The sequence below is a fragment of the Litoreibacter ponti genome, assembly GCF_003054285.1.
GTDB lineage: Bacteria > Pseudomonadota > Alphaproteobacteria > Rhodobacterales > Rhodobacteraceae > Litoreibacter > Litoreibacter ponti.
The window spans coordinates 550,851-574,076 of sequence record NZ_QBKS01000001.1 but is presented as its reverse complement, the minus strand read 5'-3'; the positions used below and the strand labels follow the sequence as shown (position 1 = coordinate 574,076).

General features: G+C 63.1%; 23 protein-coding genes and 1 tRNA gene. 13 read left to right on the top strand and 11 right to left on the bottom strand.

Annotated features, from left to right (window positions below; translation table 11 throughout):
- Window positions 1-123 precede the first annotated feature (123 nt).
- Window positions 124-879 (top strand): VPLPA-CTERM sorting domain-containing protein, encoded by a 756-nt coding sequence (locus C8N43_RS03000; RefSeq protein WP_107844188.1) that lies wholly within the window; start codon window positions 124-126, stop codon window positions 877-879.
- A gap of 125 nt (window positions 880-1,004) precedes the next feature.
- Here the strand turns inward: C8N43_RS03000 and C8N43_RS02995 are convergent, their stop codons facing one another.
- Genes C8N43_RS02995 through C8N43_RS02980 form a run of 4 tightly spaced genes read right to left on the bottom strand, consistent with a single transcriptional unit; the run spans window position 1,005 to window position 2,958 of the window.
- Window positions 1,005-1,814, bottom strand: coding sequence for an alpha/beta hydrolase (locus tag C8N43_RS02995; protein WP_107844187.1), 810 nt, complete (start codon window positions 1,812-1,814; stop codon window positions 1,005-1,007).
- A gap of 37 nt (window positions 1,815-1,851) precedes the next feature.
- Window positions 1,852-2,220 carry a Lin0512 family protein gene (locus C8N43_RS02990; RefSeq protein ID WP_107844186.1) on the bottom strand — a complete coding sequence of 123 codons (369 nt, stop codon included), beginning with the start codon at window positions 2,218-2,220 and terminating at the stop codon, window positions 1,852-1,854.
- On the bottom strand, window positions 2,217-2,564 hold the full coding sequence (locus tag C8N43_RS02985) for a Lin0512 family protein (RefSeq protein ID WP_107844185.1): 348 nt from the start codon (window positions 2,562-2,564) through the stop codon (window positions 2,217-2,219). Before C8N43_RS02985 ends, C8N43_RS02990 begins: the two co-directional genes overlap by 4 nt.
- Window positions 2,565-2,574: 10 nt before the next feature.
- Window positions 2,575-2,958, bottom strand: coding sequence for a bleomycin resistance protein (locus tag C8N43_RS02980; RefSeq protein ID WP_107844184.1), 384 nt, complete (start codon window positions 2,956-2,958; stop codon window positions 2,575-2,577).
- Window positions 2,959-3,252: 294 nt separating this feature from the next.
- Between C8N43_RS02980 and C8N43_RS02975 the strand changes: the two genes are divergently transcribed.
- The 3 genes from C8N43_RS02975 to ilvN are packed head-to-tail and all read left to right on the top strand — an operon-like array spanning window position 3,253 to window position 5,946.
- Entirely contained in the window at window positions 3,253-5,013 is a 1,761-nt protein-coding gene (locus tag C8N43_RS02975; RefSeq protein ID WP_107844183.1) for an acetolactate synthase 3 large subunit, read from the top strand.
- Window positions 5,014-5,019: 6 nt separating this feature from the next.
- Window positions 5,020-5,367 carry a hypothetical protein gene (locus C8N43_RS02970; protein WP_107844182.1) on the top strand — a complete coding sequence of 116 codons (348 nt, stop codon included), beginning with the start codon at window positions 5,020-5,022 and terminating at the stop codon, window positions 5,365-5,367.
- Between the two features lie 15 nt (window positions 5,368-5,382).
- Window positions 5,383-5,946: an acetolactate synthase small subunit gene (gene ilvN / locus C8N43_RS02965; protein ID WP_107844181.1), complete on the top strand. Its 564-nt coding sequence runs from the start codon at window positions 5,383-5,385 to the stop codon at window positions 5,944-5,946.
- Between the two features lie 107 nt (window positions 5,947-6,053).
- Here ilvN and C8N43_RS02960 read toward each other — a convergent pair whose 3' ends face one another.
- Window positions 6,054-6,290, bottom strand: a complete 237-nt coding sequence (locus tag C8N43_RS02960; protein ID WP_107844180.1) for an EF-hand domain-containing protein — start codon at window positions 6,288-6,290, stop codon at window positions 6,054-6,056.
- A 317-nt stretch (window positions 6,291-6,607) separates the two neighbouring features.
- Here C8N43_RS02960 and C8N43_RS02955 point away from each other — a divergent pair, with 317 nt between their 5' ends.
- Genes C8N43_RS02955 through C8N43_RS02945 form a run of 3 tightly spaced genes read left to right on the top strand, consistent with a single transcriptional unit; the run spans window position 6,608 to window position 8,192 of the window.
- Window positions 6,608-7,762 carry an aromatic ring-hydroxylating oxygenase subunit alpha gene (locus C8N43_RS02955; protein ID WP_107844179.1) on the top strand — a complete coding sequence of 385 codons (1,155 nt, stop codon included), beginning with the start codon at window positions 6,608-6,610 and terminating at the stop codon, window positions 7,760-7,762.
- Window positions 7,759-7,965, top strand: coding sequence for a hypothetical protein (locus C8N43_RS02950; RefSeq protein ID WP_107844178.1), 207 nt, complete (start codon window positions 7,759-7,761; stop codon window positions 7,963-7,965). The genes C8N43_RS02955 and C8N43_RS02950 overlap by 4 nt, the downstream gene beginning before the upstream one ends.
- A gap of 35 nt (window positions 7,966-8,000) precedes the next feature.
- Entirely contained in the window at window positions 8,001-8,192 is a 192-nt protein-coding gene (locus tag C8N43_RS02945; RefSeq protein ID WP_107844177.1) for a hypothetical protein, read from the top strand.
- A 252-nt stretch (window positions 8,193-8,444) separates the two neighbouring features.
- Here the strand turns inward: C8N43_RS02945 and C8N43_RS02940 are convergent, their stop codons facing one another.
- From C8N43_RS02940 to pdxH, 5 genes are all read right to left on the bottom strand, one after another.
- Entirely contained in the window at window positions 8,445-12,143 is a 3,699-nt protein-coding gene (locus tag C8N43_RS02940) for a vitamin B12-dependent ribonucleotide reductase (protein WP_107844176.1), read from the bottom strand.
- 638 nt (window positions 12,144-12,781) lie between these two features.
- A tRNA-Pro gene (locus C8N43_RS02935) sits at window positions 12,782-12,858 on the bottom strand.
- 50 nt (window positions 12,859-12,908) lie between these two features.
- A complete protein-coding gene (locus C8N43_RS02930) occupies window positions 12,909-13,370 on the bottom strand; it encodes a DUF192 domain-containing protein (RefSeq protein ID WP_107846214.1) in 462 nt (153 codons plus the stop codon).
- A complete protein-coding gene (locus C8N43_RS02925; RefSeq protein ID WP_107846213.1) occupies window positions 13,366-13,896 on the bottom strand; it encodes a cold-shock protein in 531 nt (176 codons plus the stop codon). The genes C8N43_RS02930 and C8N43_RS02925 overlap by 5 nt, the downstream gene beginning before the upstream one ends.
- 170 nt (window positions 13,897-14,066) lie before the next feature.
- On the bottom strand, window positions 14,067-14,672 hold the full coding sequence (gene pdxH, locus C8N43_RS02920; protein ID WP_107844175.1) for a pyridoxamine 5'-phosphate oxidase: 606 nt from the start codon (window positions 14,670-14,672) through the stop codon (window positions 14,067-14,069).
- A 207-nt stretch (window positions 14,673-14,879) separates the two neighbouring features.
- Here pdxH and fabI point away from each other — a divergent pair, with 207 nt between their 5' ends.
- The 6 genes from fabI (at window position 14,880) to trpE (ending at window position 21,436) form a co-directional block, all read left to right on the top strand.
- Window positions 14,880-15,683, top strand: a complete 804-nt coding sequence (fabI, locus tag C8N43_RS02915; RefSeq protein ID WP_107844174.1) for an enoyl-ACP reductase FabI — start codon at window positions 14,880-14,882, stop codon at window positions 15,681-15,683.
- A complete protein-coding gene (locus C8N43_RS02910; RefSeq protein ID WP_107844173.1) occupies window positions 15,680-16,294 on the top strand; it encodes a LysE family translocator in 615 nt (204 codons plus the stop codon). The genes fabI and C8N43_RS02910 overlap by 4 nt, the downstream gene beginning before the upstream one ends.
- Window positions 16,295-16,307: 13 nt before the next feature.
- Window positions 16,308-16,808, top strand: a complete 501-nt coding sequence (gene gpt, locus C8N43_RS02905; RefSeq protein WP_107844172.1) for a xanthine phosphoribosyltransferase — start codon at window positions 16,308-16,310, stop codon at window positions 16,806-16,808.
- A 1-nt stretch (window position 16,809) separates the two neighbouring features.
- A complete protein-coding gene (locus C8N43_RS02900; RefSeq protein WP_107844171.1) occupies window positions 16,810-17,982 on the top strand; it encodes an aminotransferase in 1,173 nt (390 codons plus the stop codon).
- Window positions 17,983-18,048: 66 nt separating this feature from the next.
- A complete protein-coding gene (locus tag C8N43_RS02895; protein WP_107844170.1) occupies window positions 18,049-19,920 on the top strand; it encodes a peptidyl-prolyl cis-trans isomerase in 1,872 nt (623 codons plus the stop codon).
- Window positions 19,921-19,924: 4 nt separating this feature from the next.
- Complete coding sequence (gene trpE, locus C8N43_RS02890; protein WP_107844169.1) at window positions 19,925-21,436, top strand: anthranilate synthase component I; 1,512 nt, start codon at window positions 19,925-19,927, stop codon at window positions 21,434-21,436.
- Here trpE and C8N43_RS02885 read toward each other — a convergent pair whose 3' ends face one another.
- A complete protein-coding gene (locus C8N43_RS02885) occupies window positions 21,437-23,071 on the bottom strand; it encodes a divergent polysaccharide deacetylase family protein (RefSeq protein ID WP_107844168.1) in 1,635 nt (544 codons plus the stop codon).
- Window positions 23,072-23,226 lie beyond the last annotated feature (155 nt).

The window sequence follows — 23,226 nt, the reverse complement described above, 5'->3', positions numbered from 1 at the left end:
TGTCTACGACTCCCCCGGGGTAGAGGCGAATTTGCAGGCCAAATTTTACTTTGTTGACTATTTGCTCTATCGAGTTGCGAGTAGGGCCCGCCACTGAGGGGGCCTGTTTTGGGAAGGCTAACAATGAAAATTCTCTTTTCTGCAATTGCCATGTCGCTGACGGCGGCCGCTGCCTATGCAAGTCCTGTGCCTGCAATCGTTCCATATAGCGGATCCTTTGATGAGGCGACAATTGCGGCCGAGGATGGGTTGCCAGCTGGCGATTACGATACTCTTGGCGGACTAGAGCAGGTCGGTTTATTCAGGTTAGTCGAAGGTGCCAACACTTTTTCAGGCTCAATAAACGCACCGACTGACACGGCCGATGTGTTCCTGATAGAAATCTTGGCAGGATTTCAATTGGTTGGCGCCACGCTAGATTGGGCCACGAACCTCCCGAGCATTCAAGCGCCCAACATTTTCAATGTGCCCAGCGGCTTCCTTGCACAAAGCACATCCGGAGCAAACGCACCGATTTGGACCGTTGAAGAAAGTGACGATACCCCAACGATTTTCCAGCTTGAGAACATTGAAGCGAATATGGTGGGTAGCACATTCGATGTTGGACCGGCGCAGTATACTGCACCTGCCTTCGATCCACGGGGGCCGGGGGTTTACAGCAACCTCTTCAATGGTCAGACCACTTGTGGGTTTACTTATGTCCCTGCCAACCCGGGCGTAAGCCCTCAGTGCGTAAGTGGGTTGGACTATACCCTGACATTCAATGTCGAGAGGACCGAAGAGCCGCCTGTAAACCCCGTCCCACTGCCCGCCTCGCTGCCGCTGCTTCTTGCGGGCTTTGGCGGATTGGCACTTCTGCGTCGTCGTCAGAAAAGCTGAACCATCTCCGGTGATGATGGAAAAGCCGCGCCCCTGGGGTGCGGCTTTTTTGCTTTGCGACTTAAGCTGCAAATCCATGGCAGCGCGGCACAGATGAGCGCCCCGAAAGGCTCCCGTATCGCACCCTACAGTTCGTCCAACGCAATGTTATCGCGCAGGAAGGTCCAGAACTCTGACCGCCGCTTGGCTTGGCTGCTACCCGGCAACCCGCGCCTGCGGTAGAGCCACACCCCGTGCTGCTTGGTCTCAAACACCCGCATATCCGTCGGCGGCGCGCGTCCCTCGGCCTCATCGGCTACGGCGATCGCCGAGTTGACCGACACCCGCTCATCGCCGCGCCCGTGCAGCCATTGCAGCGCGGGGCCGCGGGACAGATCGCACAGGGACAGGTTCGGCAGCGCGCCGGACAGGATCGAGACGGCGGAGACCGGCGGGCGCGCCACCCCCATCGCGGGGGCAAGAAAGCTCATATTCGCGGCAACGATGCCGCCCGCCGAGATACCGAGGATCGCCTGCCGCGCTGCACCCAGCCCGTATTGCAGGCGGTTCTCCTCGATCCAGCGAAGCGCGGCTAGTCCGTCCTCCGTTGCCGCCAGCGCCGGGGCGGTGGAAAACCGGCGGGCCAGCTTAAAAGCTTTGGGGCTGCTCGCTTGACGCTCCAGCACCTGCGGCGCCCAGTCAGAGGTGAGCGCGTCAAGCTTGGCCTTCAGTCGGTACTCCACGGAGACAAACGTCAGATCCTGCGCCACGGCATCACGCGCCAGTTTGCGCCCGGCCCGGTAAGAGCCGCCCATAAAGCCCCCGGAATGAAAGAACAGCACGGTGCCGACTGAGCGGACATCCGGCGCGAAAATCTCCAGATGCAGCGGCACCTTCTCGCCCGCCACGAGTGTGCTGCGGTACTCGACCAGAAAATCCGGCGCGCGATCGTCCATCAGCGCCCCCTAGCCTCGCCCGTTGCAGCCGTTCGGCTCACCGCGCGGTCAGCTTCCACTGGGCGGCGTCCACGGGGATGAAGGCCTCGATCGCCGCGGTCGCAATGACATGGGTCTGGTCGTTCTCGGCGTCGTGCACATCGAGCCCGCCCTTGACGCCCGTCACCTTCGCACGGCCCCGGGGCAGCTCGGCGGTGAGCGCATCAATGTCCAGCTCCTCGGGCTTCTGCACGCCGATGGTGACCTGCACGCGCATCTCGGAATGGTCGATCCCAAGGCTCTTGAACAGCACGATGGAGGAATGGTGCAGCGCGTCCTGGATCGCGCGTTTGGCGGCCTTGGTATAGTCGCGCCCGTACAGATCGTTGCCCGTGCCCATCTCTAAAATGATGCGATGTTCCATCACGCGGGCTCCATATCGAAGCTGACCATCACGGCGGCATTCACGATCACCGTCACGCCGGAGCCGTCGGGTTTCGGCACGTCCAGCCCGCCAAGGCCCACAGTGATGGATGGCTGGCCGTAAGGGAAGATGGCCACCAGCTGATCCACATCGACCGCATCGGGATCTTGCGCGCCGATCTCCACGTCGATGATCATGTCGGATTTGTCGAAGCCGAACGCTTCCGCCACGTTGATCGAGTTGTGCCACAACGCGTCCTTGATCGCGCGGGACGCGGCCTCTGTATAGTCGCGGCGGCGCAGGGACGTGCCCATGCCGAACTCGTGGATCATGCGTGTTTTGGCCATCTCGCCCCCGTTAGCTGTCTCCGGGGAAAGGGTGAGCCATGCCGAAGAATAAAAGGCAAGCCCCTTCGTCTTTCACGTGGAACTCGCGCTGGTTGTAGGGCTGATTAAAAGGTGGGCGCACCCGGCCCTCGGGCAAGGTGGACAGCGCAGGTTCCAGCTCGGCCCAAAGCGCATCCACATCATCGACGTCGATATAGACCATTTGTTCTCGCCGCTCATCGCTCAGGTCGAAGTCAACTTCGAGCAGACGCACCGCGACCCGGTCCCGGCGCAGAAACGCGTAATTGTCCGCCTGAAATCCGCAGGTGAAGCCCAGAATCCGCTCAAAGAAGTGTCGCTGCGCCTCGAGATCACGGCAGTAGATGAACGGGGTAATCTGAGTCATTTCCGCCATGATGCGCCCCTCATTTTGCAATCCTTCCCCATTCCACACCTCTCACGAAACAAAAATACCCAAAAATCGCGCCACGAGACAGAAAATTCAGCCTTTTGCCTGTTGACCCCTCTGCCCCTGTTGATAATGTCTGCGCACTTGCAAAGGAGCACGGCGTGAACAACGTAGTCGTCATTCTAGGAAAACGGTGCATGGGTCGGTAGCGACACGCCATAACGGTACCCCATGCGCCCCCGCCAAACGACGGGGGCTTTTTTGTGAGCAGATGAAACGAGAGACGTGAAGGACAGCACGATGGCAAGCAAGCAGATGACCGGCGCAGAGATGGTGGTCCAGGCCCTGATCGATCAGGGTGTCGATACCGTATTCGGCTATCCCGGCGGCGCCGTGCTGCCGATCTACGACGAGATCTTCCAACAGACCGAGATCAACCACATCCTCGTCCGCCACGAGCAGGGCGCGACCCACGCCGCCGAAGGCTACGCGCGCTCGACGGGCAAGCCGGGCGTTGTGCTGGTGACCTCTGGCCCGGGTGCTACGAATGCAGTGACCGGCCTGACGGACGCTTTGATGGACAGCATCCCGATGATCGTGCTCACGGGCCAGGTGCCGACCTTCATGATCGGCAATGACGCGTTCCAGGAGGCCGACACCGTCGGCATCACGCGCCCCTGCACCAAGCATAACTGGCTGGTGAAAGACACCGATCAGCTGTCGGACGTGATCCATCAGGCGTTCCACGTGGCCACCAACGGTCGCCCCGGCCCGGTGCTGATCGACATCCCGAAGGACGTGCAGTTCGCCAAGGGGCACTATACCCCGCCCAAATCCGCCTCGACCGCGCATTACGCGCCGCGGGTGAAGGGCGATATCGAGAAGATCACCGAGCTGGCCCAGATGATGGAGACCGCCAAACGCCCGATCATCTATTCCGGCGGCGGCGTGATCAATTCCGGCGACAGCGCCACCGCGCTGCTGCGCGAGCTGGCCAAGGAGACCGGCTTCCCCGTCACCTCGACCCTGATGGGCCTCGGCGCCTACCCGGCCTCGGGCGATCAGTGGCTGGGCATGCTGGGCATGCACGGGCTCTACGAGGCCAATATGGCGATGCATGACTGCGATCTGATGATCAATATCGGCGCGCGGTTCGACGACCGGATCACGGGCCGGGTGGACGCGTTCTCGCCCGGCTCCAAGAAGGCCCATATCGACATCGACCCGTCCTCGATCAACAAGGTGATCCATGTGGATGTGCCGATCATCGGCGACGTGGCCCATGTGCTGGAAGACCTGCTGCGCGTGTGGAAATCCCGCGGCCGCAAGACCCACAAGGAAGGGCTGTCCAAGTGGTGGAAGCAGATTGAAGAGTGGCGGGCAAAGCGTTGCCTTGCCTACAAAAACTCCGAAACGATTATCAAGCCACAATACGCACTGGAGCGGCTCGAGGCGCTGACCAAGCACCGCAAGGACCGCTACATCTGTACCGAGGTGGGCCAGCATCAGATGTGGGCCGCGCAATATCTGGGCTTTGACGACCCGAACCGCTGGATGACCTCGGGCGGGCTTGGCACCATGGGCTACGGCTTGCCGGCCTCGGTCGGGGTGCAGGTGGCGCATCCGGACGCGCTGGTGATCAACGTCGCGGGCGAGGCGTCGTGGCTGATGAACATGCAGGAGATGGGCACGGCCCGTCAGTACGATCTGCCGATCAAGCAGTTCATTCTGAACAATGAGCGCCTTGGCATGGTGCGCCAGTGGCAGCAGCTGCTCCATGGCAACCGCTACTCGCACTCGTGGTCCGAGGCCCTGCCTGACTTCGTGGTTCTCGCGCAGGCGTTCGGCGCGAAGGGCATCATCTGCAAGGATCCGTCCGATCTGGACGACGCGATCATGGAGATGCTCAACCACGAGGGCCCGGTCGTCTTCGACTGCTGCGTCGAGAAGCACGAGAACTGCTACCCGATGATCCCCTCCGGCGCGCCGCATAACGAGATGCTGATGGGCGAGGACACCGGCGAAGACGCGATCGGCACCAAGGGCGCGGTGTTGGTGTAAATTTCGATGTGGGAGTGGTTCACCTCGCTCTTCGCGGCCTCCCTGCCCCCGATGGTCGTGCCGGATTACGATCTGAACCGGGACGTCTGGCAGCAGGAGCTCAGCTTTACGGAGGCCGTGGAGGTCTGCGTCGAGCCGCTGGAGGCAAGCTACACGGTCACGGCGACCAACACGGAGGGCGAGGCGCAGGTGCTGCACTTCGCCGACCGCATCGACATTGACGGCGCGCCCGTCACCTTGAAGCCAGAGGCCATCTGCCTCGCCAAAGCCGCCCGCGATCCGCTGCGGTTGACCCTTTTGACCAAGGCGGGCTACCCCGCCAGCACCGGCACCCCGGTGATCGACATTCGCTAGGAAAGAGAGAGCCCCATGTCCCCGCTCAAGATCAAAAAAGGCACGTCGAAACATTCGGCCTATGACCTCAAGGACCCCAATGCCGACATCATCGAGCGGCACACTTTGGCGGTCCTCGTCACTAACGAAGCGGGGGTTCTAGCACGGGTCATCGGGTTGTTTTCGGGCCGGGGCTACAACATCGAAAGTCTGACCGTGGCCGAGGTGGACCATGAAGGGCACCGCTCGCGCATCACCATCGTGACCTCCGGCACGCCCGCCGTAATCACGCAGATCAAGGCGCAGCTGGAGCGCATGGTCCCGGTGCATGACGTGCACGACCTGACCGAGGAAGGCGCAAGTGTCGAGCGCGAGCTGGCCCTGTTCAAGGTTGCAGGCACCGGCAACGAGCGGATCGAGGCGCTGCGCCTGGCCGAGATTTTCCGCGCAAATGTGGTGGATAGCACGTTGGAGTCGTTCGTGTTCGAAATGACCGGCACGTCCGAGAAGATCGACGCCTTCGCCGAACTCATGCGTCCCCTGGGGCTGATCGAGCAGGCGCGCACCGGAGTTGCGGCGCTCTCGCGCGGGCCTGAGTAGGACGCAAAAGGCCCGCCTCCACGCCGCCCGAGGCAGATCGAACAATGGCGTGAAGACGGACCTGAATGGCCCTGCACATTTGGGGGCGCAGGGCCAAACCTAAGGCTTTAGGCTTCGGGGATCAGGCCGCCTTCGGTGGCTGCCGTCATTTCCTCTTCATCCACCACGCCATCGCCATTGGTGTCGATGGCGCTGAACCCTTCTTCGGTCAGGGTCGGGTAGCTGGCCAGCATCTCGGTGAAGGAGACGACGCCGTCCCCGTCGCTGTCCAGATCAGCCACAGCGGCAAAGGCTGCGGTACCCACAAAGGTTGCGGTGGTCAGTGCGATAAGAGCGGTTTTCATAGACTCTCTCCGTTTTTGGTTACGCGCCGCCGTCAGGGCGGTCGCTGAAGGATACATGCCCTCTGCCCGCACCGATCGTTAGGCATTGTCGGATTTGTGCCAAAAACGCGCTACCGCTTGCCATTTTGGCTTATCCGTCCCGGCACGAGATTGCCCAAAAAATGCGCACGGGGCGCAGTGGCGGGAACCCACCGACCGAGCCACCCGGTTTGGGCAATTTGCGACCCATGGCGCGCTGCGGGGGTCGCAGTGAGAAAAGCCGCGCCCATGCGAATCTGGAACCGTGGAGGCAGGTAATCGCACCGAAGGACGCATCCATGACCACCGATCTCAGCCGTGTCTCGGCCCCGATTGAGCAGGCGCGCGGACTGCCAAATGCCCACTACGTCGACGCCGCGACCTTTGCCGAGGAATGCGATGCGGTGCTCCACAGCACGTGGGCAGGCCTTGCCGTGGGCGCCGATGTGCCCGAGCCCGGCGATGCGAAACCGCTGGAATTCCTGGGCCTGCCCCTGCTTTTGATCCGCGACAAGGACGGCGTGGTGAGGGTCTTCCAGAACACCTGCCGCCACCGCGGCATGATCCTCGTCGATGCGCCGCGCAAGATCGAAGGCGCGATCCGCTGCCCGTACCACTCCTGGTGCTACTCCACCAAGGGCGACCTGGTTGCCACCCCCCATGTGGGTGGCCCGGGCATGAACACCCATCCCGATATGGACCGCAGCACGCTTGGGCTGATCGAGATACGCTCCCATATCTGGCGCGATGTGGTGTTTGTGAACATTTCGGGCGATGCCGCGCCGTTCGAGGACGTCCATGCCGACCTGATCGCCCGCTGGGCCGAGTTCGACCAGCCCATGTATCACGGCGGGCCGGACAGCGCGTTCACCCTCGATGTGGCCTGCAACTGGAAGCTGGCGGTCGAGAATTACTGCGAAAGCTACCACCTGCCCTGGGTGCATCCCGGGCTGAACAGCTATTCGCGGCTGGAGGATCACTACAACATCAACGAGCCCGGCCGCTACTCGGGCCAAGGCACGCTCGTCTACCGCCAGTTCGAGGGCGAGAACGGCGCGCGCTTCCCGGACTTCGCGGGGCTCAGCGACAAATGGGATGAGGGCGCGGAATACATCACGATCTACCCCAACGTACTGCTGGCCGCGCAGCGCGACCATGCCTACGCGATCATCCTGGAGCCGCGGGGCGTGGATGCCACGGTCGAGCATGTCCACATCTACTACGCCGCACCCGAGGTGGACGCGGCGATGCGCGTGAAGAACACCGAGCTGTGGCGCGGAGTTTTTGAAGAGGACATCTTCGTGGTCGAGGGCATGCAGCGGGGCCGCTACGGACCGGGCTTCGACGGCGGACGGTTCTCGCCCGCGATGGACGGGCCGACGCATTGTTTCCACGCTTGGGTGGCGGAGCGGATACTGGCCCACAGGCAGGCGCAGGCCATGGCCGCCGAGTGAGCCTGGATGCGGAGCTTCTGGCGGCCCACGCTCGCGACGATCGGCCTGCTTTGATCGCGCTCTACGAGCGGGCCGCCGATGAGGCCGAGACCGAGGTGGCGGCGGGGTTTTACCTGACCCATGCCTATGTGTTCGCCCTAGAGGCGGGCGACACGCGCTCGAAAGCTCTGGCCACCCGGTTGCGCGCGATGGGGCGGCTTTAGTTGCGTTGCCCCCGCCGACCCGGTAGCCTTCTGCCATGAAACATGTTCCCAAAGACACTACCGATGACGCGCTTATTCAGGAGTTTCTGAACAAGGGTGGAAAAGTCACCGTGGGCAAGACCAAGCCGCTCAAGCCGGAGCTGGGTTTGAGCAACAATGTCTGGAACAGCAAGCTGACAAAAGAAGAAAAAGCGGCCCGCGACAAGACGTCGAAGCCCAAGTCCTAGGCTCTTTCCGGGTGTGCGAAGTAGCGGGGCGCAGGTCGCTCCGCCGGGAGTATTTTGCCAGGATAAAGCCAAAGCCTGAATCGATTTGGACAAAGAAAAAGGCCCCTTCCGAAGAAGGGGCCAGGTTCGCTGATCAGGCTCGTCGTTGTACCGCCCGTTAGTTTTATGCCTGCGGCCCGATCCGCGTCAGGGGCGAACGCATCCGCCCCGGAACCCGGACGATGCTCCGCAGGAGCACCGCCCGTATCTTGTTTAGCTACACCCGGACGTCCCGCCGCAGGTGTTGCACTTCATGCAGGTGCCGTTGCGCACCAGCGTGTAGTTGCCGCATTCGCCGCAGGCCTCGCCCTCGTAGCCCTGCATCTTCGCTTTCGCGCGGGCATCAAGGGAGACGGAGCCGGACGCGATCGCCGTGGAAGCCGTTGCGGCGGCCGACGCCACCTCTGGCACCAGGGTTTGCAGGGCAGCGACCGGATCGGCCGCGCCGTCGAGCGATGTGGCGCCCATCGAAGCCATCCCGCCTTGCAGCACCTTCAGCTCTTGCGGCACGCGCTTGCGCAGGTAGCCGGTGGAGCTGATCTGCTTGAGCACCTCGAGCGACTTGGATGCGGCGTTCTCCGACAGGTTGTCGACGTTTTGCAAGTTCTCCTGCTCGCCTTTGCCGAGATCATCGAAGGTCTCGCCCGTGGGCTTCACATGGGCCAGATCGGTGCGGTCGAGATAGCTGACAGCGAGCTCGCGGAAGATATAGTCGAGGATCGACGTCGCGTTCTTGATGCTGTCATTGCCCTGGACCATGCCGGCCGGCTCGAACTTGGTGAAGGTGAAGGCGTCCACGAACTCCTCCAGCGGGACCCCGTACTGAAGCCCGACGGAAACCGCGATGGCAAAGTTGTTCATCATCGCCCGGAAGCCCGCGCCTTCCTTGTGCATGTCGATGAAAATCTCGCCCAGCTGGCCGTCCTCGTATTCGCCGGTGCGCAAGTAGACCTTGTGCCCGCCCACGATGGCCTTCTGGGTGTAACCCTTACGGCGCTCGGGCATCTTGGCCCGGGCGGTGGCCTTCTCGACCTCCTTGATGATGACCTTCTCGATCACCTTCTCGGCCAGCACGGCGGCTTTTTCCTGCGCCGTGCCGCTTTCGAGAATCTCGGCGGCCTCGTCATCGTCTTCGACAAGGGCTGCGGCCAGCGGCTGGCTGAGCTTGGAGCCGTCGCGGTAGAGCGCGTTGGCCTTGATGCCCAGCGACCAGCTGAGTTCATACGCCTTCTGGCAGTCCTCGATGGTGGCATTGTTGGGCATGTTGATCGTCTTGGAGATCGCGCCGGAGATGAAAGACTGGGCCGCGGCCATCATGTAGATGTGGCTGTCGACCGACAGGAAGCGCTTGCCCTTCTTACCGCAGGGGTTGGCGCAATCGAACACGGCATAGTGCTCTTCTTTCAGGTGCGGCGCACCCTCCAAGGTCATGGTCCCGCAGACATGGTCATTGGCGGCCTCGATCTGGTCTTTCGAGAAGCCCAGATGGCGCAGCATGTCGAAGGCGGGATTGTTCAGCTCGGCGGCCGGGATGCCGAGGGTCTGCGTGCAGAACTCCTCGCCCAGGGTCCACTGGTTGAACACGAAGCGGATATCAAAGGCGGAGGGCAGCGCGGCCTCGATCTTGGCCAGCTCTGCCTCGCCGAAGCCGTGACCGACCAGCGAGGTGTGGTTGATGCCGGGCGCATTGCCGAGCGTGCCGTGGCCCACCGCGTAAGAGACGATCTCTTCGATCTCGTTGGAGCGGTAGCCGAGGGTTTCCAGCGCGCCGGGCACCCCGCGGTTGATGATCTTGAAGTAGCCGCCGCCTGCGAGCTTCTTGAACTTCACCAAAGCGAAGTCAGGCTCGATGCCGGTGGTGTCGCAATCCATAACCAGACCGATGGTCCCGGTAGGCGCGATCACGGTGGCCTGCGCGTTGCGGTAGCCGTGCTTCTCGCCCAGCTCCAGCGCCTCGTCCCAGGCGGCCATGGCGAGGTTCACCAGGTCCTGATCGGGACAGTTGGCGTGGTCGAGCGCCAGCGGCTTGATGTCGAGGTTCTCGTAGCCCTCGTCATTGCCGTAGGCCGCGTTGCGGTGGTTGCGGATGACCCGCAGCATGTGGTCTGCGTTCTTCTTGTAGCCCGGGAAGGCGCCTAGCTCGGACGCGATCTCGGCCGATGTGGCGTAAGATACGCCGGTCATCAGGGCGGTCAGCGCGCCGCACATGGCGCGGCCTTCGGCGCTGTCATAGGAGTGGCCCATGTTCATCAGCAGGCCGCCGATGTTCGCGTAGCCCAAGCCCAGCGTGCGGAAGTCGTAGCTGCGCTGCGCGATGGCGGGCGACGGGAACTGCGCCATGGTGACGGAGATTTCCAGCGTCAGGGTCCACAGGCGGGTGGCGTGCATATAGAGCTCTGCGTCGAACTTGCTGTCCTTCTGGTAGGTCAGCAGGTTCATCGAGGCGAGGTTACAGGCCGTGTCGTCGAGGAACATGTACTCGGAGCACGGGTTGGAGCCGCGGATCGCGCCATCTTCGGGGCATGTGTGCCACGCGTTGACGGTGTCGTGGTACTGGATGCCGGGATCGGCACAGGCCCAAGCGGCGTGGCCGACCTGTTCCCACAAATCGCGGGCCTTGATGGTCTTGGAGACCTTGCCGTCCTTGCGGTTGATCAGCTCCCAATCCGCGTCGGCCTCGACCGCCTTCAGGAAGGCGTCGGTCACGCGGATGGAGTTGTTGGAGTTCTGGCCGGAGACCGAGTTGTAGGCCTCGCTGTCCCAATCGGTGTCGTAGGTCGGAAACTCGATGGAGGTGTAGCCCTGCTTTGCGTAATCCAGCACGCGCTTGACGTAAGTCTCTGGGATCGCGACCTTTTTGGCTTCGCGGATCGCCGACTTCAGCTGCTCGTTGGTCTTGGGGTCGACCGCATCTTCCAGCTTACCGTCCCAGCCTTTGATCGCCTGGAAGATCGCGTTGAGCTTCTGCTCGTGCATCTTGGAGCCCGCGACGATGGACGCCACTTTCTGCTCTTCGAGCACCTTCCAGTTGATGAATTCTTCGATATCTGGATGATCGGCGTCGACGATCACCATCTTGGCGGCGCGGCGGGTGGTGCCGCCGGATTTGATGGCGCCTGCTGCGCGGTCACCGATCTTCAGGAAGCCCATCAGGCCGGAGGATTTGCCGCCGCCGGACAGTTTCTCGCCCTCTGCACGCAGCGACGAGAAGTTGGTGCCGGTGCCGGAGCCGTATTTGAACAGGCGCGCCTCGCGAACCCACAGGTCCATGATGCCGCCATCGTTGACCAGATCGTCGGAGACGGACTGGATGAAGCAGGCGTGGGGCTGCGGGTGCTCGTAGGACGATTTGGATTTGGTCAGCTTGCCGGTCTGAAAGTCGACATAGTGGTGGCCCTGTGCGGGACCGTCGATGCCGTAGGCCCAGTGCAGTCCTGTGTTGAACCATTGCGGGGAGTTCGGCGCGGCCATCTGCTTGGCCAGCATCACGCGCATTTCGTCATAGTAGGCTTGTGCGTCGGCCTCGGACGAGAAATAGCCGCCCTTCCAGCCCCAGTAGCACCATGCGCCTGCAAGACGGTCGAACACCTGCTTGGACGAGGTCTCGCCGGTAAAGCGCTGATCTTCGGGCAACTTCTTGAGCGCGGCCTCATCGGGAACCGAGCGCCACAGGAAGGACGGCACGCCCTTCTCTTTCACGCGCTTTGTGGCCGCAGGCACGCCGGCCTTGCGGAAGTATTTCTGTGCAATGACGTCAGAGGCGACCTGGCTCCAACCTGCGGGGATCTCGACATTGTTGAGCTTGAAGACGACCGTGCCGTCGGGGTTGCGGATTTCAGACGCGGTGGTCGTGAATTCCAGGGCGGCGTAGGCGTCCTGCCCCGCTTTCGTCAGCTTGCGGTCAATTTTCATTGGTCGTGTGTCCCCGATATCCCAGAGCGCTTGATGCGCATCAATTCATGTTCTGACCTGCCTCATGCGGGTCGTCTTGGTGGGCGCGGCGAAAACCGTTCCGCTGCCTGCGCCGCAGTGGCGCTGGCATTGCATCGTGTTCGACACAAGAGGCTTGCGAAATGTTGTCCCGTTTCCCGTTGCTGGCCCCTACCCCTATATGTTGTGGCTTCGGTGTCAGCTCGCACAACCTGCCGTATGCGCACCTAACGGGTCAACGAATTATTTACCGTGTATCACCACAAAAATCTGTTGACCTTGGGGGATCGTTTTGACGCCCGATTCTGCCGCGCTTGCGAGATGAAATCGGGGACAAAACCTGCATGCCGAAAAAACGCAATCTTGAGGACCACTTAGCCCCTAATGCTGTCCTATCGGTTGAACTATCCACAGGCTTATCCCCAGTGGATTGGGGAGCGTTAACACTCGCTTAACTATATATAGGAGCAGGCCGCGGGATGTCGTCTAGATGTAGGGATGCAACGGTCCGGTCTCAAAACTGCGTAGTTTGGACGCGTCCCGTCATCTATCCACAGAATCGCGGATGGCGCGGAGGTCTCGACACTAAGCGGGAAGAATTGCCGCGCTGCGGCTTCAGATGGTCGGGGCGGCGAGATTCGAACTCACGACCCCCTGTACCCAAAACAGGTGCGCTACCAGACTGCGCCACGCCCCGATCATCTGCTGCATTCCCTAAACCGCCGATGCGGGTTTGAAAAGACCAAACTACTCACACGGCCAGATGGCGACGGCGGGATCGAAACTTGGGTGACGCAGGACGTCGCCCGGCGCAATTCCAAAGCGCGCGCTCAGCCCGCCATTGATCTCCAGAACGTGGGTCAGGCCCTCCCCGCCTTCAATCGGCGTCTCGTCGAGCGGGATGGCGTTGGTATGGATCTTGGCGATTTCACCGGTCGGGCCGACGAAGATCATATCAAGCGGGATGAGCGTATTGCGCATCCAGAAGGCAAGGCGTTGCGGGCGCGGATATACAAAGAGCATGCCGGAACGCGCGGGCATCGACCTCACGTGCATGAGCCCCCGGGCGCGGTCTTGCGGGGTCTCGGCTACGGCGACGTCGAAATTGATCTGACCGAAGCTGCCCTTGATCGACACAACATCCGGGGCGCAGGCCGCAGCCGCCGCCCCGCTATACGTCAAAGCACACGCAAGAAGCGCGGCTTTAATTCTTCTTGTTGGCGTAATCCCAGGAATGCGCTTCCGCGGCCATCTGGCCACGTTCCCCATCAACGACGCGCAGGCAGATCGCCTCGCCGGCCTGAAGATCGGCCAAGCCACAGCGGCGCAGAACCTCGATATGAAGGAAGATGTCGTTGGTTTCACCATAGGCATTGGCAAAGCCGAAGCCTTTTGCCTTGTCAAACCATTTCACCCGCGCGGGTGTCAGCGGAATGTCGCTGAGCTCGTCGAGATTTCCGGGCAGACCCTCGATCGGCGCATCGGCCTCGGGCGGATTGACGGACAGGACTTCAACGGCCTGCAACCCGCGTTCGGTCTCTTGAACGCGCAATTCAACATGGCTGCCATCGGCGACGGAGCCCTGGCCGAAATTGCGCAGCACGTTTGCGTGAAGAAGGATGTCTGGTCCCCCCTCGTCGCTGACGACAAATCCAAACCCTTTAACCGCATCAAACCACTTCACTTGCCCGACGATAAATCGAGCTGATTCAGTGATCTCTTTCGTTTCTGTCATCCATGCCGCGCCGAAATTTTCAGCGCCTCCAAGTTTGCCCATGGAGCCCCCTGCTTCTTCTTAGGGCTCATAGGTGCCACGTTTCGCGCGTTTTTGATAGGTAAGGCATTCCAGACCCAACACGTTTACGCATACGTCAATTTCCATTCATTTCCGCAGGCTTACGCGGCCTACGGGTTCAGTCGTACGACCTCCCACGGGGCGGAGGCGTCCGCCCGGGTCCAGCGGAACCGATCATGTAGGCGGGCGGTCCCGTCCGCCCAGAATTCAATCTCCACCGGCGTGATCCGAAAGCCGCCCCAAAACGGCGGGCGGTCCGGGTTGATGCCCTTCTCTGCCGTCACCTTGGCGACCTTGGCCATCAATGCGCCGCGCGAGCTGAGCGGGCGCGACTGGTCAGAGGCCCAGGCCCCCAGCCGGCTCTTGAGCGAACGAGATCTGTAATACTCATCCGCCCGTGCACCATCCTCGCGGGTGACATGCCCGCGCACGCGAACCTGCCGTTGCAGAGACTTCCAGTGTAGCACGAAGGCCGCCGTGCCGCTCGCCTCAATCTCCTGCGCCTTCACCCCTTCGTAGTTGGTGTAGAAGACAAAGGCGTCGTCCTCGATATCTTTGAGAAGGACCATGCGCACATTCGGCATCCCCTGCGGGTCCACGGTGGCCAGAGCGATCGCATTGGGATCGTTGGGCTCGCGCGCTTCGGCCTCTTTCAGCCAGGCGCGGGTCAACGCAAACGGGTCATCCCCCGCGAATATGCCAGTTCGATCAACCATACCGATCAGTTCACTTTCTATAACGTTGCTTCGATAAGCGCGCGGAGCGCGTCTCGCAACCCTTAACCTTGCGTCTTGGGACATGTGCGTCGGCGGGACTTCGCCGACGCCCGACTGCCTGCCCATATAGAGCGATCTCTTGAAGGCCACAGGGCTTTGGCCTAGAGAACCAGACAATACCGGGGCTAGATGGGCGTGAGGGAACAGATGTCAAACGGATTAATGGCGGGCAAACGCGGCCTGATCATGGGGGTCGCGAACGACAAGTCGATCGCATGGGGCATCGCGAAAGCCTGCGCCGAGCAAGGCGCGGAGCTGGCCTTTTCCTACCAGGGCGACGCGCTGCTCAAGCGGGTCCGCCCGCTGGCCGACAGCATCGGCGCCAAACATGTGCTGCCCTGCGATGTGGGCGATGGCGCGTCGATTGACGCGCTGTTCGAGACACTGAAGGACGATTGGGGCAACCTTGACTTCGTCGTGCACGCCATTGGTTTTTCGGATAAAAACGAGCTTCGGGGCCGCTATGTTGACACCAGCCCCGACAACTTCCGCATGTCCATGGATATATCGGTCTACTCCTTCACTGCTGTAGCACAGCGCGCGGAGAAGATGATGAACGACGGCGGCTCGCTGCTGACGCTCACCTATTACGGCGCCGAAAAGGTCATGCCCCATTACAACGTGATGGGCGTCGCCAAGGCCGCGCTTGAGGCCTCCGTCAAGTATCTGGCAGAGGATCTGGGCAAGGACGGCATCCGCGTCAACGCGATCTCCGCCGGCACGATCAAGACGCTGGCCGCATCGGGCATCGGCGACTTCCGCTACATCATGAAGTGGAACGAGTATAACGCCCCGCTGCGCCGCACCGTGACGCAGGAAGAAGTCGGCAAGTCCGCGCTGTACCTGCTCTCGGACCTCGGCTCCGCCGTCACCGGCGAGGTTTTGCATGTGGATGCGGGCTACCACGTTGTGGGCATGAAAGCCGTCGACGCCCCGGATATCGAGAAATGACTCTGGCGGCCTTCGCCACGGTCGCTTTCATTCACCTGCTCGCGGCGATGAGCCCCGGGCCCTCCTTTGTGCTCAGCGTCCGAGCGGCGGCCTCCGAAGGCTTCCGGGTGGCCACCGGCCTTGCGGTGGGCTTCGGCATCGGCGCCACGATCTGGGCCGCCGCCGCCCTGCTGGGCCTGTCCGTCCTGTTCGAGATCGTCCCGGTGCTCTTCACCGCGCTGAAAGTCGTGGGCGGGCTGTTTTTGCTCTTTATCGCGATCCAGATGTGGCGGCACGCAACAGAGCCGATGCCAGTCGTGACCGATGGCAGCGCCCCGCGCTCCACTTGGGGTGCGGTCAAGCTGGGCACACTCGCCATGCTCGCCAACCCGAAGCCCGCCGTGTTCTTTGGGGCCGTCTTTGTGGGCGTCGTTCCGCTCGAGGCCAGTCTCACCGACAAGGCGATCGTGCTGGCCAACATCTTCTGGGTTGAGACCGCGTGGTACATCGTGGTCGCCCGCCTGTTTTCCCTGTCCCGCGCCCGCGCAGCCTATGGGCGGTTCAAGACCGCCATGGACCGCAGCTTTGGCGGGCTGATCGCCCTGCTCGGCGCCAAGATCGCCATCACCTGAGGAGCCACACGCCATGACCGACCGCCTGCCCCACGAAAAAGGCTTCCACATCTCCTGGGATCAGATCCACCGCGACAGCCGCGCGCTGGCGTGGCGGCTGGACGGTCACGGCCCCGATGACGGTGCGTGGAAAGCGGTCGTGGCGATCACCCGCGGCGGCATGGCGCCTGCGATGATTGCCGCGCGCGAGCTCGATATCCGCACGGTCGACACGATCTCGGTCAAAAGCTACGACAACCAGACCCAGTCCGAGGCGTCGGTCCTGAAAAAGCCCGACGACACGCTGATGGGCGACGGCACCGGCATCCTGATCATCGATGATCTGGTCGACAGCGGCAAAACGCTGGAAGTCGTGCGCGCGCTCTATCCCAACGCGCATTTCGCCACCGTTTATGCCAAGCCAAAAGGCCGCCCGCAGGTGGACACGTTCATCACAGAAGTCAGCCAGGACACCTGGATCTTCTTCCCGTGGGACATGGCGATGCAATATGTGAAGCCGTATCGGGGCGAATAGGATGCTCTTGAACCCGAACATGGCCGCGACCTTCCCGCCCCCGGTGATGGAGGCGCGGCGCTGGCTGGAGGGTGTGGATTTCCCCGCAGACCGGCCCTTGATCAATGTCAGTCAGGCCGCCCCCGTTGACCCGCCGCCCGCGCCGTTGCGCGAAGCGATGGCGCAATTCGTGCTGGAGGATGACGGCGCGCATCTCTACGGGCCTGTATTGGGCCTGCCGGAGCTGCGGGCCGAGGTCGCCAAGCAGTGGTCGCAGGGCTATGGCGGGACTGTGGCGCCCGCGCAGGTCGCGATCACGTCCGGCTGCAATCAGGCCTTCGCCGCTGTCATTGCGACGCTCTGCGCGCCCGGTGACGAGGTGATCCTGCCGACGCCGTGGTACTTCAACCACAAGATGTGGCTCGATATGGGCGGCATCGCTGCCGTTCCGCTCAAGACCGGCGACGGGCTGCTGCCCGACGCAGGCGCGGCGGAGAAGCTGATCACATCAAAGACACGCGCCATCGCATTGGTATCGCCCAACAATCCCGGCGGCGTTGAGTATCCGTCAGAGACCCTTTCGGCGTTCTACGAGCTTTGCGGCGCGAAAGGCATCGCGCTGATTGTGGACGAGACCTACCGCGATTTTGACAGCCGCACAGGCGCGCCGCACGACCTGTTCACACGCGATAGCTGGGACGAAACGCTGATCCAGCTTTACTCGTTTTCCAAGGCGTACCGGCTGACCGGGCACCGCGTCGGCGCCGTGGTTGCGTCCGAGGCGCGGCTGGCGGAGGCCGAGAAGTTCCTCGACACCGTCGCGATCTGCCCCAACCAGTTGGGCCAGCGCGCCGCGCTTTGGGGGATGCAGAACCTTGGCAACTGGCTTGGCACGCAACGTGCCGAGATCCTTGCCCGCAAGGCCGCCATCGCGAAGCATTTCCCCCGGCTCGAGGCCAAGGGCTGGGCGCTGGAGGGCAATGGCGCCTACTTTGCCTATATGCGGCATCCGTTCGATGAGCCTTCCGACCAGTTGGCGCAGCGCATGGTGCGCGAAATCGGGGTTCTATGCCTGCCCGGCACCATGTTCGTGCCCGACGATGACCCGTCGGGCGCGCAGGCGCTGCGCATCGCGTTCGCCAATATCGACGCGGACGGCATTTCGCAGCTATTTGACCGGCTCGAGACGCTCTGATCCGCTTGCCCCGGCCCGCGCGCCGGGCTACCACGTCGCAACAGTTTTTCGAGGGGTTCCAACGCCATGGCCAAATCGCAGAAATCGAGTGCCTCCAAGATCGCCGTCTGGGTGATTTTGGTGCTGCTGGTCGCGGGTCTCGCAGGCTTCGGCGCGGGTGGTCTGGGGGGCAACATCACCAAGATCGGCGAGGTCGGCCAAACGCCGATCACGGTGCAGGAATACCAGCGCGCCCTGCAGCAGGAACTGAATTTCGAGACCCGTCGCCGGGGCGACGCCGTCTCGATCCAGCAGGCCATCCAGGAAGGGATCGACCTGCGCGTGCGCACCCGGCTTGCCGCCAATGCGGCGCTCGCCGAAGAGGCGCGCATGATGGGCCTGTCGGTCGGCGACGCAGAGGTGATCCGCGAGCTGCGGCAGGTCCCGGCCTTCCAGGGCGCAAGCGGCACGTTCAACCGCGATACCTATGAATTCACGCTGCAACAAAGCGGCCTGCGCCCCAATGAGTTCGAGGAAAACATTCGCCGCACGGCCGCGGTTGGCCTGCTGCAACAGGCGGTGACCGGCGGGCTGGTGCTCGACGACGCCTATGCCGACACGCTCTACAATTTCCTGGGTGAGCGCCGCTCCTTCCGCTGGGCCTCGGTCACGCCCGATCTTCTGGTCGTGCCGAACCCGCAGCCCGCCGATGCCCAGCTGCAAGCCTACTATGACGATAACAGCGCCCAGTTCGAAACGCCCCAGCTGCGCAAGATCAGCTACATCTGGCTCACGCCCGACATGCTGACCGACACGATCGAGCCCACCGATGGCGAGCTGCAGGCGCTCTACGAAGAGCGCTCCGACGAGTACAACCAGCCCGAGCGCCGCCTGGTCGAACGCCTGAGCTTTCTGACCATGGACGCCGCGCAAGATGCCAAGGCCGCCATCGAGGCGGGCGAGACGTCCTTCGAGACGCTCGTCGAAGAGCGTGGACTGACGCTGGAAGATGTCGATCAGGGCGAAGTCGCCCGCGATGATCTGGACGCCCCGATTGCGGATGTCGTCTTCGCCGTCACCGAGCCGGGTCTGTCGGAGCCGGTGGAAACCTCTCTCGGCCCCGCGATCTACCGCATCAACGCGGTGCTCGAGGCCCGCGAGACGCCCTTTGAGGATGTGCGCGAAGAGCTGGCGGCCGAGGCCGCCGCCGATCAGGCCCGCCGCGCCGTGCAGTCTTTCCGCGACGATATCGACGATCTGCTTGTGGGCGGCGCGACGCTCGAAGAGGTCGCCGACGAGACCCCGGCACAGTTCGGCACGGTGGACTATTCGGGCAATGACCGCGAGGGCATCACCGGCTACGACAATTTCCGCGACGAGGCCGAGCGGCTGCAGGAAGGCGACTTCCCCGAAGTGGCCGACCTGTCCGATGGCGGGCTGTTTGCCGCGCGGCTCGACGAAATCGTGCCGCCCACCCTGCCCGCGCTCGATGAGATCCGCGACGAGGTCGCGACCGCGTGGGACGCGGCAGAGATCAACCGCCGTCTGGCGGAGCTGGGCGAGACGCTGAAGGCGCAGCTCGACGCGGGTACACAGCTCGAGTCACTGGGTCTTGAGGGCCGCACCGAGACCGACCGCACCCGCACCGACTTCATCGAGGGCGCGCCGATCGGCCTGCTGATCGAAGCCTTCGATCTGCCCGCCAACGGCACAGCGCTGGTGGAGGACGAGAGCGGCGTGATCCTGCTGGAACTCCTTGATATCTCGCCGCCTGACACCGCCGCCGACGAGGCGCAGGCGGTGATCAGCCAACTGTCAGCGCAGGGAAGCCAGGGTCTTGCCGCGGATGTGTTCGAGATGTTCGGGCAAGCCATCCAATCCCGCCACGGCCTGTCGCTCGATCAGGCTGCGCTGAATGCGGTCCACGCCCAGATGGGCGGCGGTGTTGGCGGCATCTAGGCACATGGCGCTCCTCCCCGAATACGACGCCTTCGCCAAGGGCTTTGACGCGGGCGAGAACCAGATCGTCTACACGCGGCTGGCCGCCGACCTCGACACGCCGGTGTCGCTGATGCTGAAGCTGACCGGCGCGAAGACCGACAGCTTCGTGCTGGAATCGGTGACCGGCGGCGAGGTGCGCGGGCGCTATTCGATCATCGGGATGAAGCCTGATCTGATCTGGCGCTGCCACGGCGAGACGTCCGAGCTGAACCGCGCTGCGCGCTACGACCGTGATGCGTTCGAGCCTTGCGATGATGATCCCCTGACAGCCCTTCGCGCGATCCTCGCGGAAAGCCAGATCGACCTGCCCGACGGTCTGCCCGCAGCCAGCGCCGGGCTGTTCGGCTATCTGGGCTACGACATGATCCGGCTGGTCGAGCATCTGCCGGATGTAAACCCTGACCCGCTGGGCCTGCCCGACGCCGTGATGATCCGCCCATCGGTGATTTGCGTGCTCGACGGTGTGAAGGGCGAGGTCATCATCGTCAGCCCCGCATGGGCCAATGGGGGACTGTCGGCCCGCGCGGCCTACGCGCAGGCGGCCGAGCGTGTCATGGACGCCGTGCGCGATCTGGAACGCCCGGTGCCTGCTGATGCGCGCGATTTCGGCGAGACCGCGCCCGTGGCCGATCCCGTCTCAAACTTCACCCATCAGGGCTATCTCGACGCCGTGGCGCAGGCCAAGAAGTACATCAAGGCCGGCGACATCTTTCAGGTGGTCCCCTCGCAGCGCTGGACACAGGACTTTGCGCTGCCGCCCTTCTCACTCTACCGCGCGCTGCGCCGCACGAACCCGTCGCCCTTCATGTTCTATTTCAACATGGGCGGCTTCCAGATCATCGGCGCCTCCCCGGAAATTCTGGTGCGCGTCTTCGGGCGCGAGGTCACGATCCGCCCCATCGCGGGCACCCGTCCCCGCGGGGCCACACCCGCCGAGGATCTCGCCCATGAGCAGGACCTGCTGGCCGACCCGAAAGAGCTGGCAGAGCATCTGATGCTGCTCGATCTGGGGCGCAACGACACCGGCAAGGTCTCCAAGATCGGCACGGTGAAGCCCACCGAGAAATTCATCATCGAGCGCTACAGCCACGTGATGCACATCGTCTCCAACGTGGTGGGCGAGCTGTCGGATGATCACGACGCGCTGTCGGCGCTGCTGTCGGGCCTGCCTGCGGGTACCGTGTCGGGCGCGCCGAAGGTCCGCGCGATGGAGATCATCGACGAGCTGGAGCCCGAGAAGCGCGGCGTCTATGGCGGCGGCTGCGGGTATTTCTCGGCCAATGGCGACATGGACATGTGCATCGCCCTGCGCACCGCGGTGCTGAAGGACGAAAAGCTCTACGTGCAGGCCGGCGGCGGGGTCGTTTATGACAGCGACCCGGAGGCGGAGTTTCAGGAAACCGTCAACAAGTCCAAGGCGCTGCGCATGGCCGCGAAAGAGGCAGGCCTGTTCCTGCGCGACGGCAACAGCTGATCAGCTGCCGTCCTGCGTGGCAAGCATCACTGCAGAGACCGGCACCATCGCGATGCTCGCATCTTTCTTCTCCAGCGCCCATTCCACGATGGCCTTTACGGTCTCCTCATAGCTGCGCCCGACCACAACCACGGCCCCGTCCTGATTGGCGGTGAAGGCCGCACGGTCGAGGTAGCGTTTGATCTTCGGGGCCTTTTCCAACTCCGCATCAAGGATGCGGAAGACCGTGGCGTTTGGAATATTCTCGCGCCGGGCGGCCTGCTGGGCCGTGTTGAGGCCCCGGTCGTAGGTAATCAGCCCGTGCCCCGTATCGCGGATCGCGCCCAGCACCGGCTGAAGCAGCGAACGGTTGCCCTGAATGCGCCCATCAAGCGGATCCATAAGGCCAACGGCCTCTGAGAGCACATCAAAATAGGCCGATACGGACACGGCCACGTCACTCGGCTCAGAGCTTTCGGGCAAGTCGTTGACGATCGCCACAACCTCAACCCCGGCTGCGCGGTACTCTGCCATGATCGCTCTGGCGTTGGGTGAGGTCGGGTCAATCGCCACAGTGACCGGCACGGCAAGCTGCGCAAGTTCGCTGCGCGCGATCCCGTCTTCGCCGCTGTCGATCAACAGAACCGAGAAAAGCGATTTGCCCTCCGCGCCTTCCACGGGGGTCGCGAACTGGCGCAACGCATCGTTTTCAATCGGTGCTGCGACCTCAGTTGCTTCAGGGGCCGGGTCCTCGCTCGGCACCGCCGCGGGCGTGCCAAGGCTGGGCAGCCTGTTTGTTACGACCCCCGCGACCGGGTTCGTGATCTGCGGCACGGGGGCGGTGATCGGCGTATCTGCGGACACGGTCTCGACCTCTTCCTCTCCGACGGTCGGAAGGCTCCGGCGCGGCGGGGTGTCCGGCTGCGCCTCGGCCGTGGGCTCTGGAGCGGGGACGCTTGCGACTTGTTCCTCACCCACCACGGTCTCGCTCGGCACTTCGGAGCGCTGCACAACGGACGTGTCGGCCTGCGCCAGTGTTTCCGCGCCTGCGGGCTCTTGGACCTCCGGCGTGACCGCCTGCGCGGCGGAGCTGTCGGCCTGCGCGGTCAGGGTCGCGGCGCTGTCATCGGGGATGATGGCGACGGGACTTTGTGTCTGGGCAGGCGCGGCGCTGACCGCTTCGGCGGTCTGGGTGTCCGTGCTTGCGGTCAGCGTCTCGGAGGCCGTCGCCTGAGGCGTCTGCGAGGCGACCACCGGTGCTTGTGCTGTCTCGGTGTCAGAGGCGACCGTGGCGGTTTCAATGTCGGGCGCGACGGCGGGGGTGTCCGTGTCCGGCGCCACGATTTCGGTCTCGGTCTGCGCGGCGGGCGCGGCGGTCTGGGTCTCGTTGGTTGGTGTGATGGTCTGCGCATCGGCAGCGGGGGCGACCTCGGCGCTGTCGGCCTCGGCCACAATCGGCTCCGCCGCTGTTTCCGGCGCGACGGCGGCGGCGTCGTCTTCGGGTGCGACCGTTTCGCTGGGCGGCGTTTCGGCCTCCAGCTTGGGCGCCGCGTCGATCCGATCCTGTGGGAGCGGTGCGTACAAGGACAGGATCGAGAGCACAACAGCGCCCACAAATCCGCCCGATACCAGCCCTGCGCCTAGTCCTTTGCCCATCGCCTTGATCCTCGCCCGACTTAATCGTGACGCCCCACGTCACACCCCAGATGGCTGCCAGATCGGGCGTTTGCACCCTGTTATCCACCGCGGCGTCTGTTTCACAACTTGACCCCGGCGCGCAGCTCTGAGCATTTATACCGCGACACGGAAGG

What these genes read in the sequence shown, in the direction of transcription:
- C8N43_RS03000 (WP_107844188.1), top strand. Translation starts at nt 124, where the DNA reads ATGAAAATTCTCTTTTCTGCAATTGCCATGTCGCTGACGGCGGCCGCT.
- C8N43_RS02995 (WP_107844187.1), bottom strand. Translation starts at nt 1,814, where the DNA reads ATGGACGATCGCGCGCCGGATTTTCTGGTCGAGTACCGCAGCACACTC.
- C8N43_RS02985 (WP_107844185.1), bottom strand. Translation starts at nt 2,564, where the DNA reads ATGGCCAAAACACGCATGATCCACGAGTTCGGCATGGGCACGTCCCTG.
- C8N43_RS02980 (WP_107844184.1), bottom strand. Translation starts at nt 2,958, where the DNA reads ATGGCGGAAATGACTCAGATTACCCCGTTCATCTACTGCCGTGATCTC.
- C8N43_RS02975 (WP_107844183.1), top strand. Translation starts at nt 3,253, where the DNA reads ATGGCAAGCAAGCAGATGACCGGCGCAGAGATGGTGGTCCAGGCCCTG.
- C8N43_RS02970 (WP_107844182.1), top strand. Translation starts at nt 5,020, where the DNA reads ATGTGGGAGTGGTTCACCTCGCTCTTCGCGGCCTCCCTGCCCCCGATG.
- ilvN (WP_107844181.1), top strand. Translation starts at nt 5,383, where the DNA reads ATGTCCCCGCTCAAGATCAAAAAAGGCACGTCGAAACATTCGGCCTAT.
- C8N43_RS02960 (WP_107844180.1), bottom strand. Translation starts at nt 6,290, where the DNA reads ATGAAAACCGCTCTTATCGCACTGACCACCGCAACCTTTGTGGGTACC.
- C8N43_RS02955 (WP_107844179.1), top strand. Translation starts at nt 6,608, where the DNA reads ATGACCACCGATCTCAGCCGTGTCTCGGCCCCGATTGAGCAGGCGCGC.
- C8N43_RS02945 (WP_107844177.1), top strand. Translation starts at nt 8,001, where the DNA reads ATGAAACATGTTCCCAAAGACACTACCGATGACGCGCTTATTCAGGAG.
- C8N43_RS02940 (WP_107844176.1), bottom strand. Translation starts at nt 12,143, where the DNA reads ATGAAAATTGACCGCAAGCTGACGAAAGCGGGGCAGGACGCCTACGCC.
- C8N43_RS02925 (WP_107846213.1), bottom strand. Translation starts at nt 13,896, where the DNA reads ATGACAGAAACGAAAGAGATCACTGAATCAGCTCGATTTATCGTCGGG.
- pdxH (WP_107844175.1), bottom strand. Translation starts at nt 14,672, where the DNA reads ATGGTTGATCGAACTGGCATATTCGCGGGGGATGACCCGTTTGCGTTG.
- fabI (WP_107844174.1), top strand. Translation starts at nt 14,880, where the DNA reads ATGTCAAACGGATTAATGGCGGGCAAACGCGGCCTGATCATGGGGGTC.
- C8N43_RS02910 (WP_107844173.1), top strand. Translation starts at nt 15,680, where the DNA reads ATGACTCTGGCGGCCTTCGCCACGGTCGCTTTCATTCACCTGCTCGCG.
- gpt (WP_107844172.1), top strand. Translation starts at nt 16,308, where the DNA reads ATGACCGACCGCCTGCCCCACGAAAAAGGCTTCCACATCTCCTGGGAT.
- C8N43_RS02900 (WP_107844171.1), top strand. Translation starts at nt 16,810, where the DNA reads ATGCTCTTGAACCCGAACATGGCCGCGACCTTCCCGCCCCCGGTGATG.
- C8N43_RS02895 (WP_107844170.1), top strand. Translation starts at nt 18,049, where the DNA reads ATGGCCAAATCGCAGAAATCGAGTGCCTCCAAGATCGCCGTCTGGGTG.
- trpE (WP_107844169.1), top strand. Translation starts at nt 19,925, where the DNA reads ATGGCGCTCCTCCCCGAATACGACGCCTTCGCCAAGGGCTTTGACGCG.
- C8N43_RS02885 (WP_107844168.1), bottom strand. Translation starts at nt 23,071, where the DNA reads ATGGGCAAAGGACTAGGCGCAGGGCTGGTATCGGGCGGATTTGTGGGC.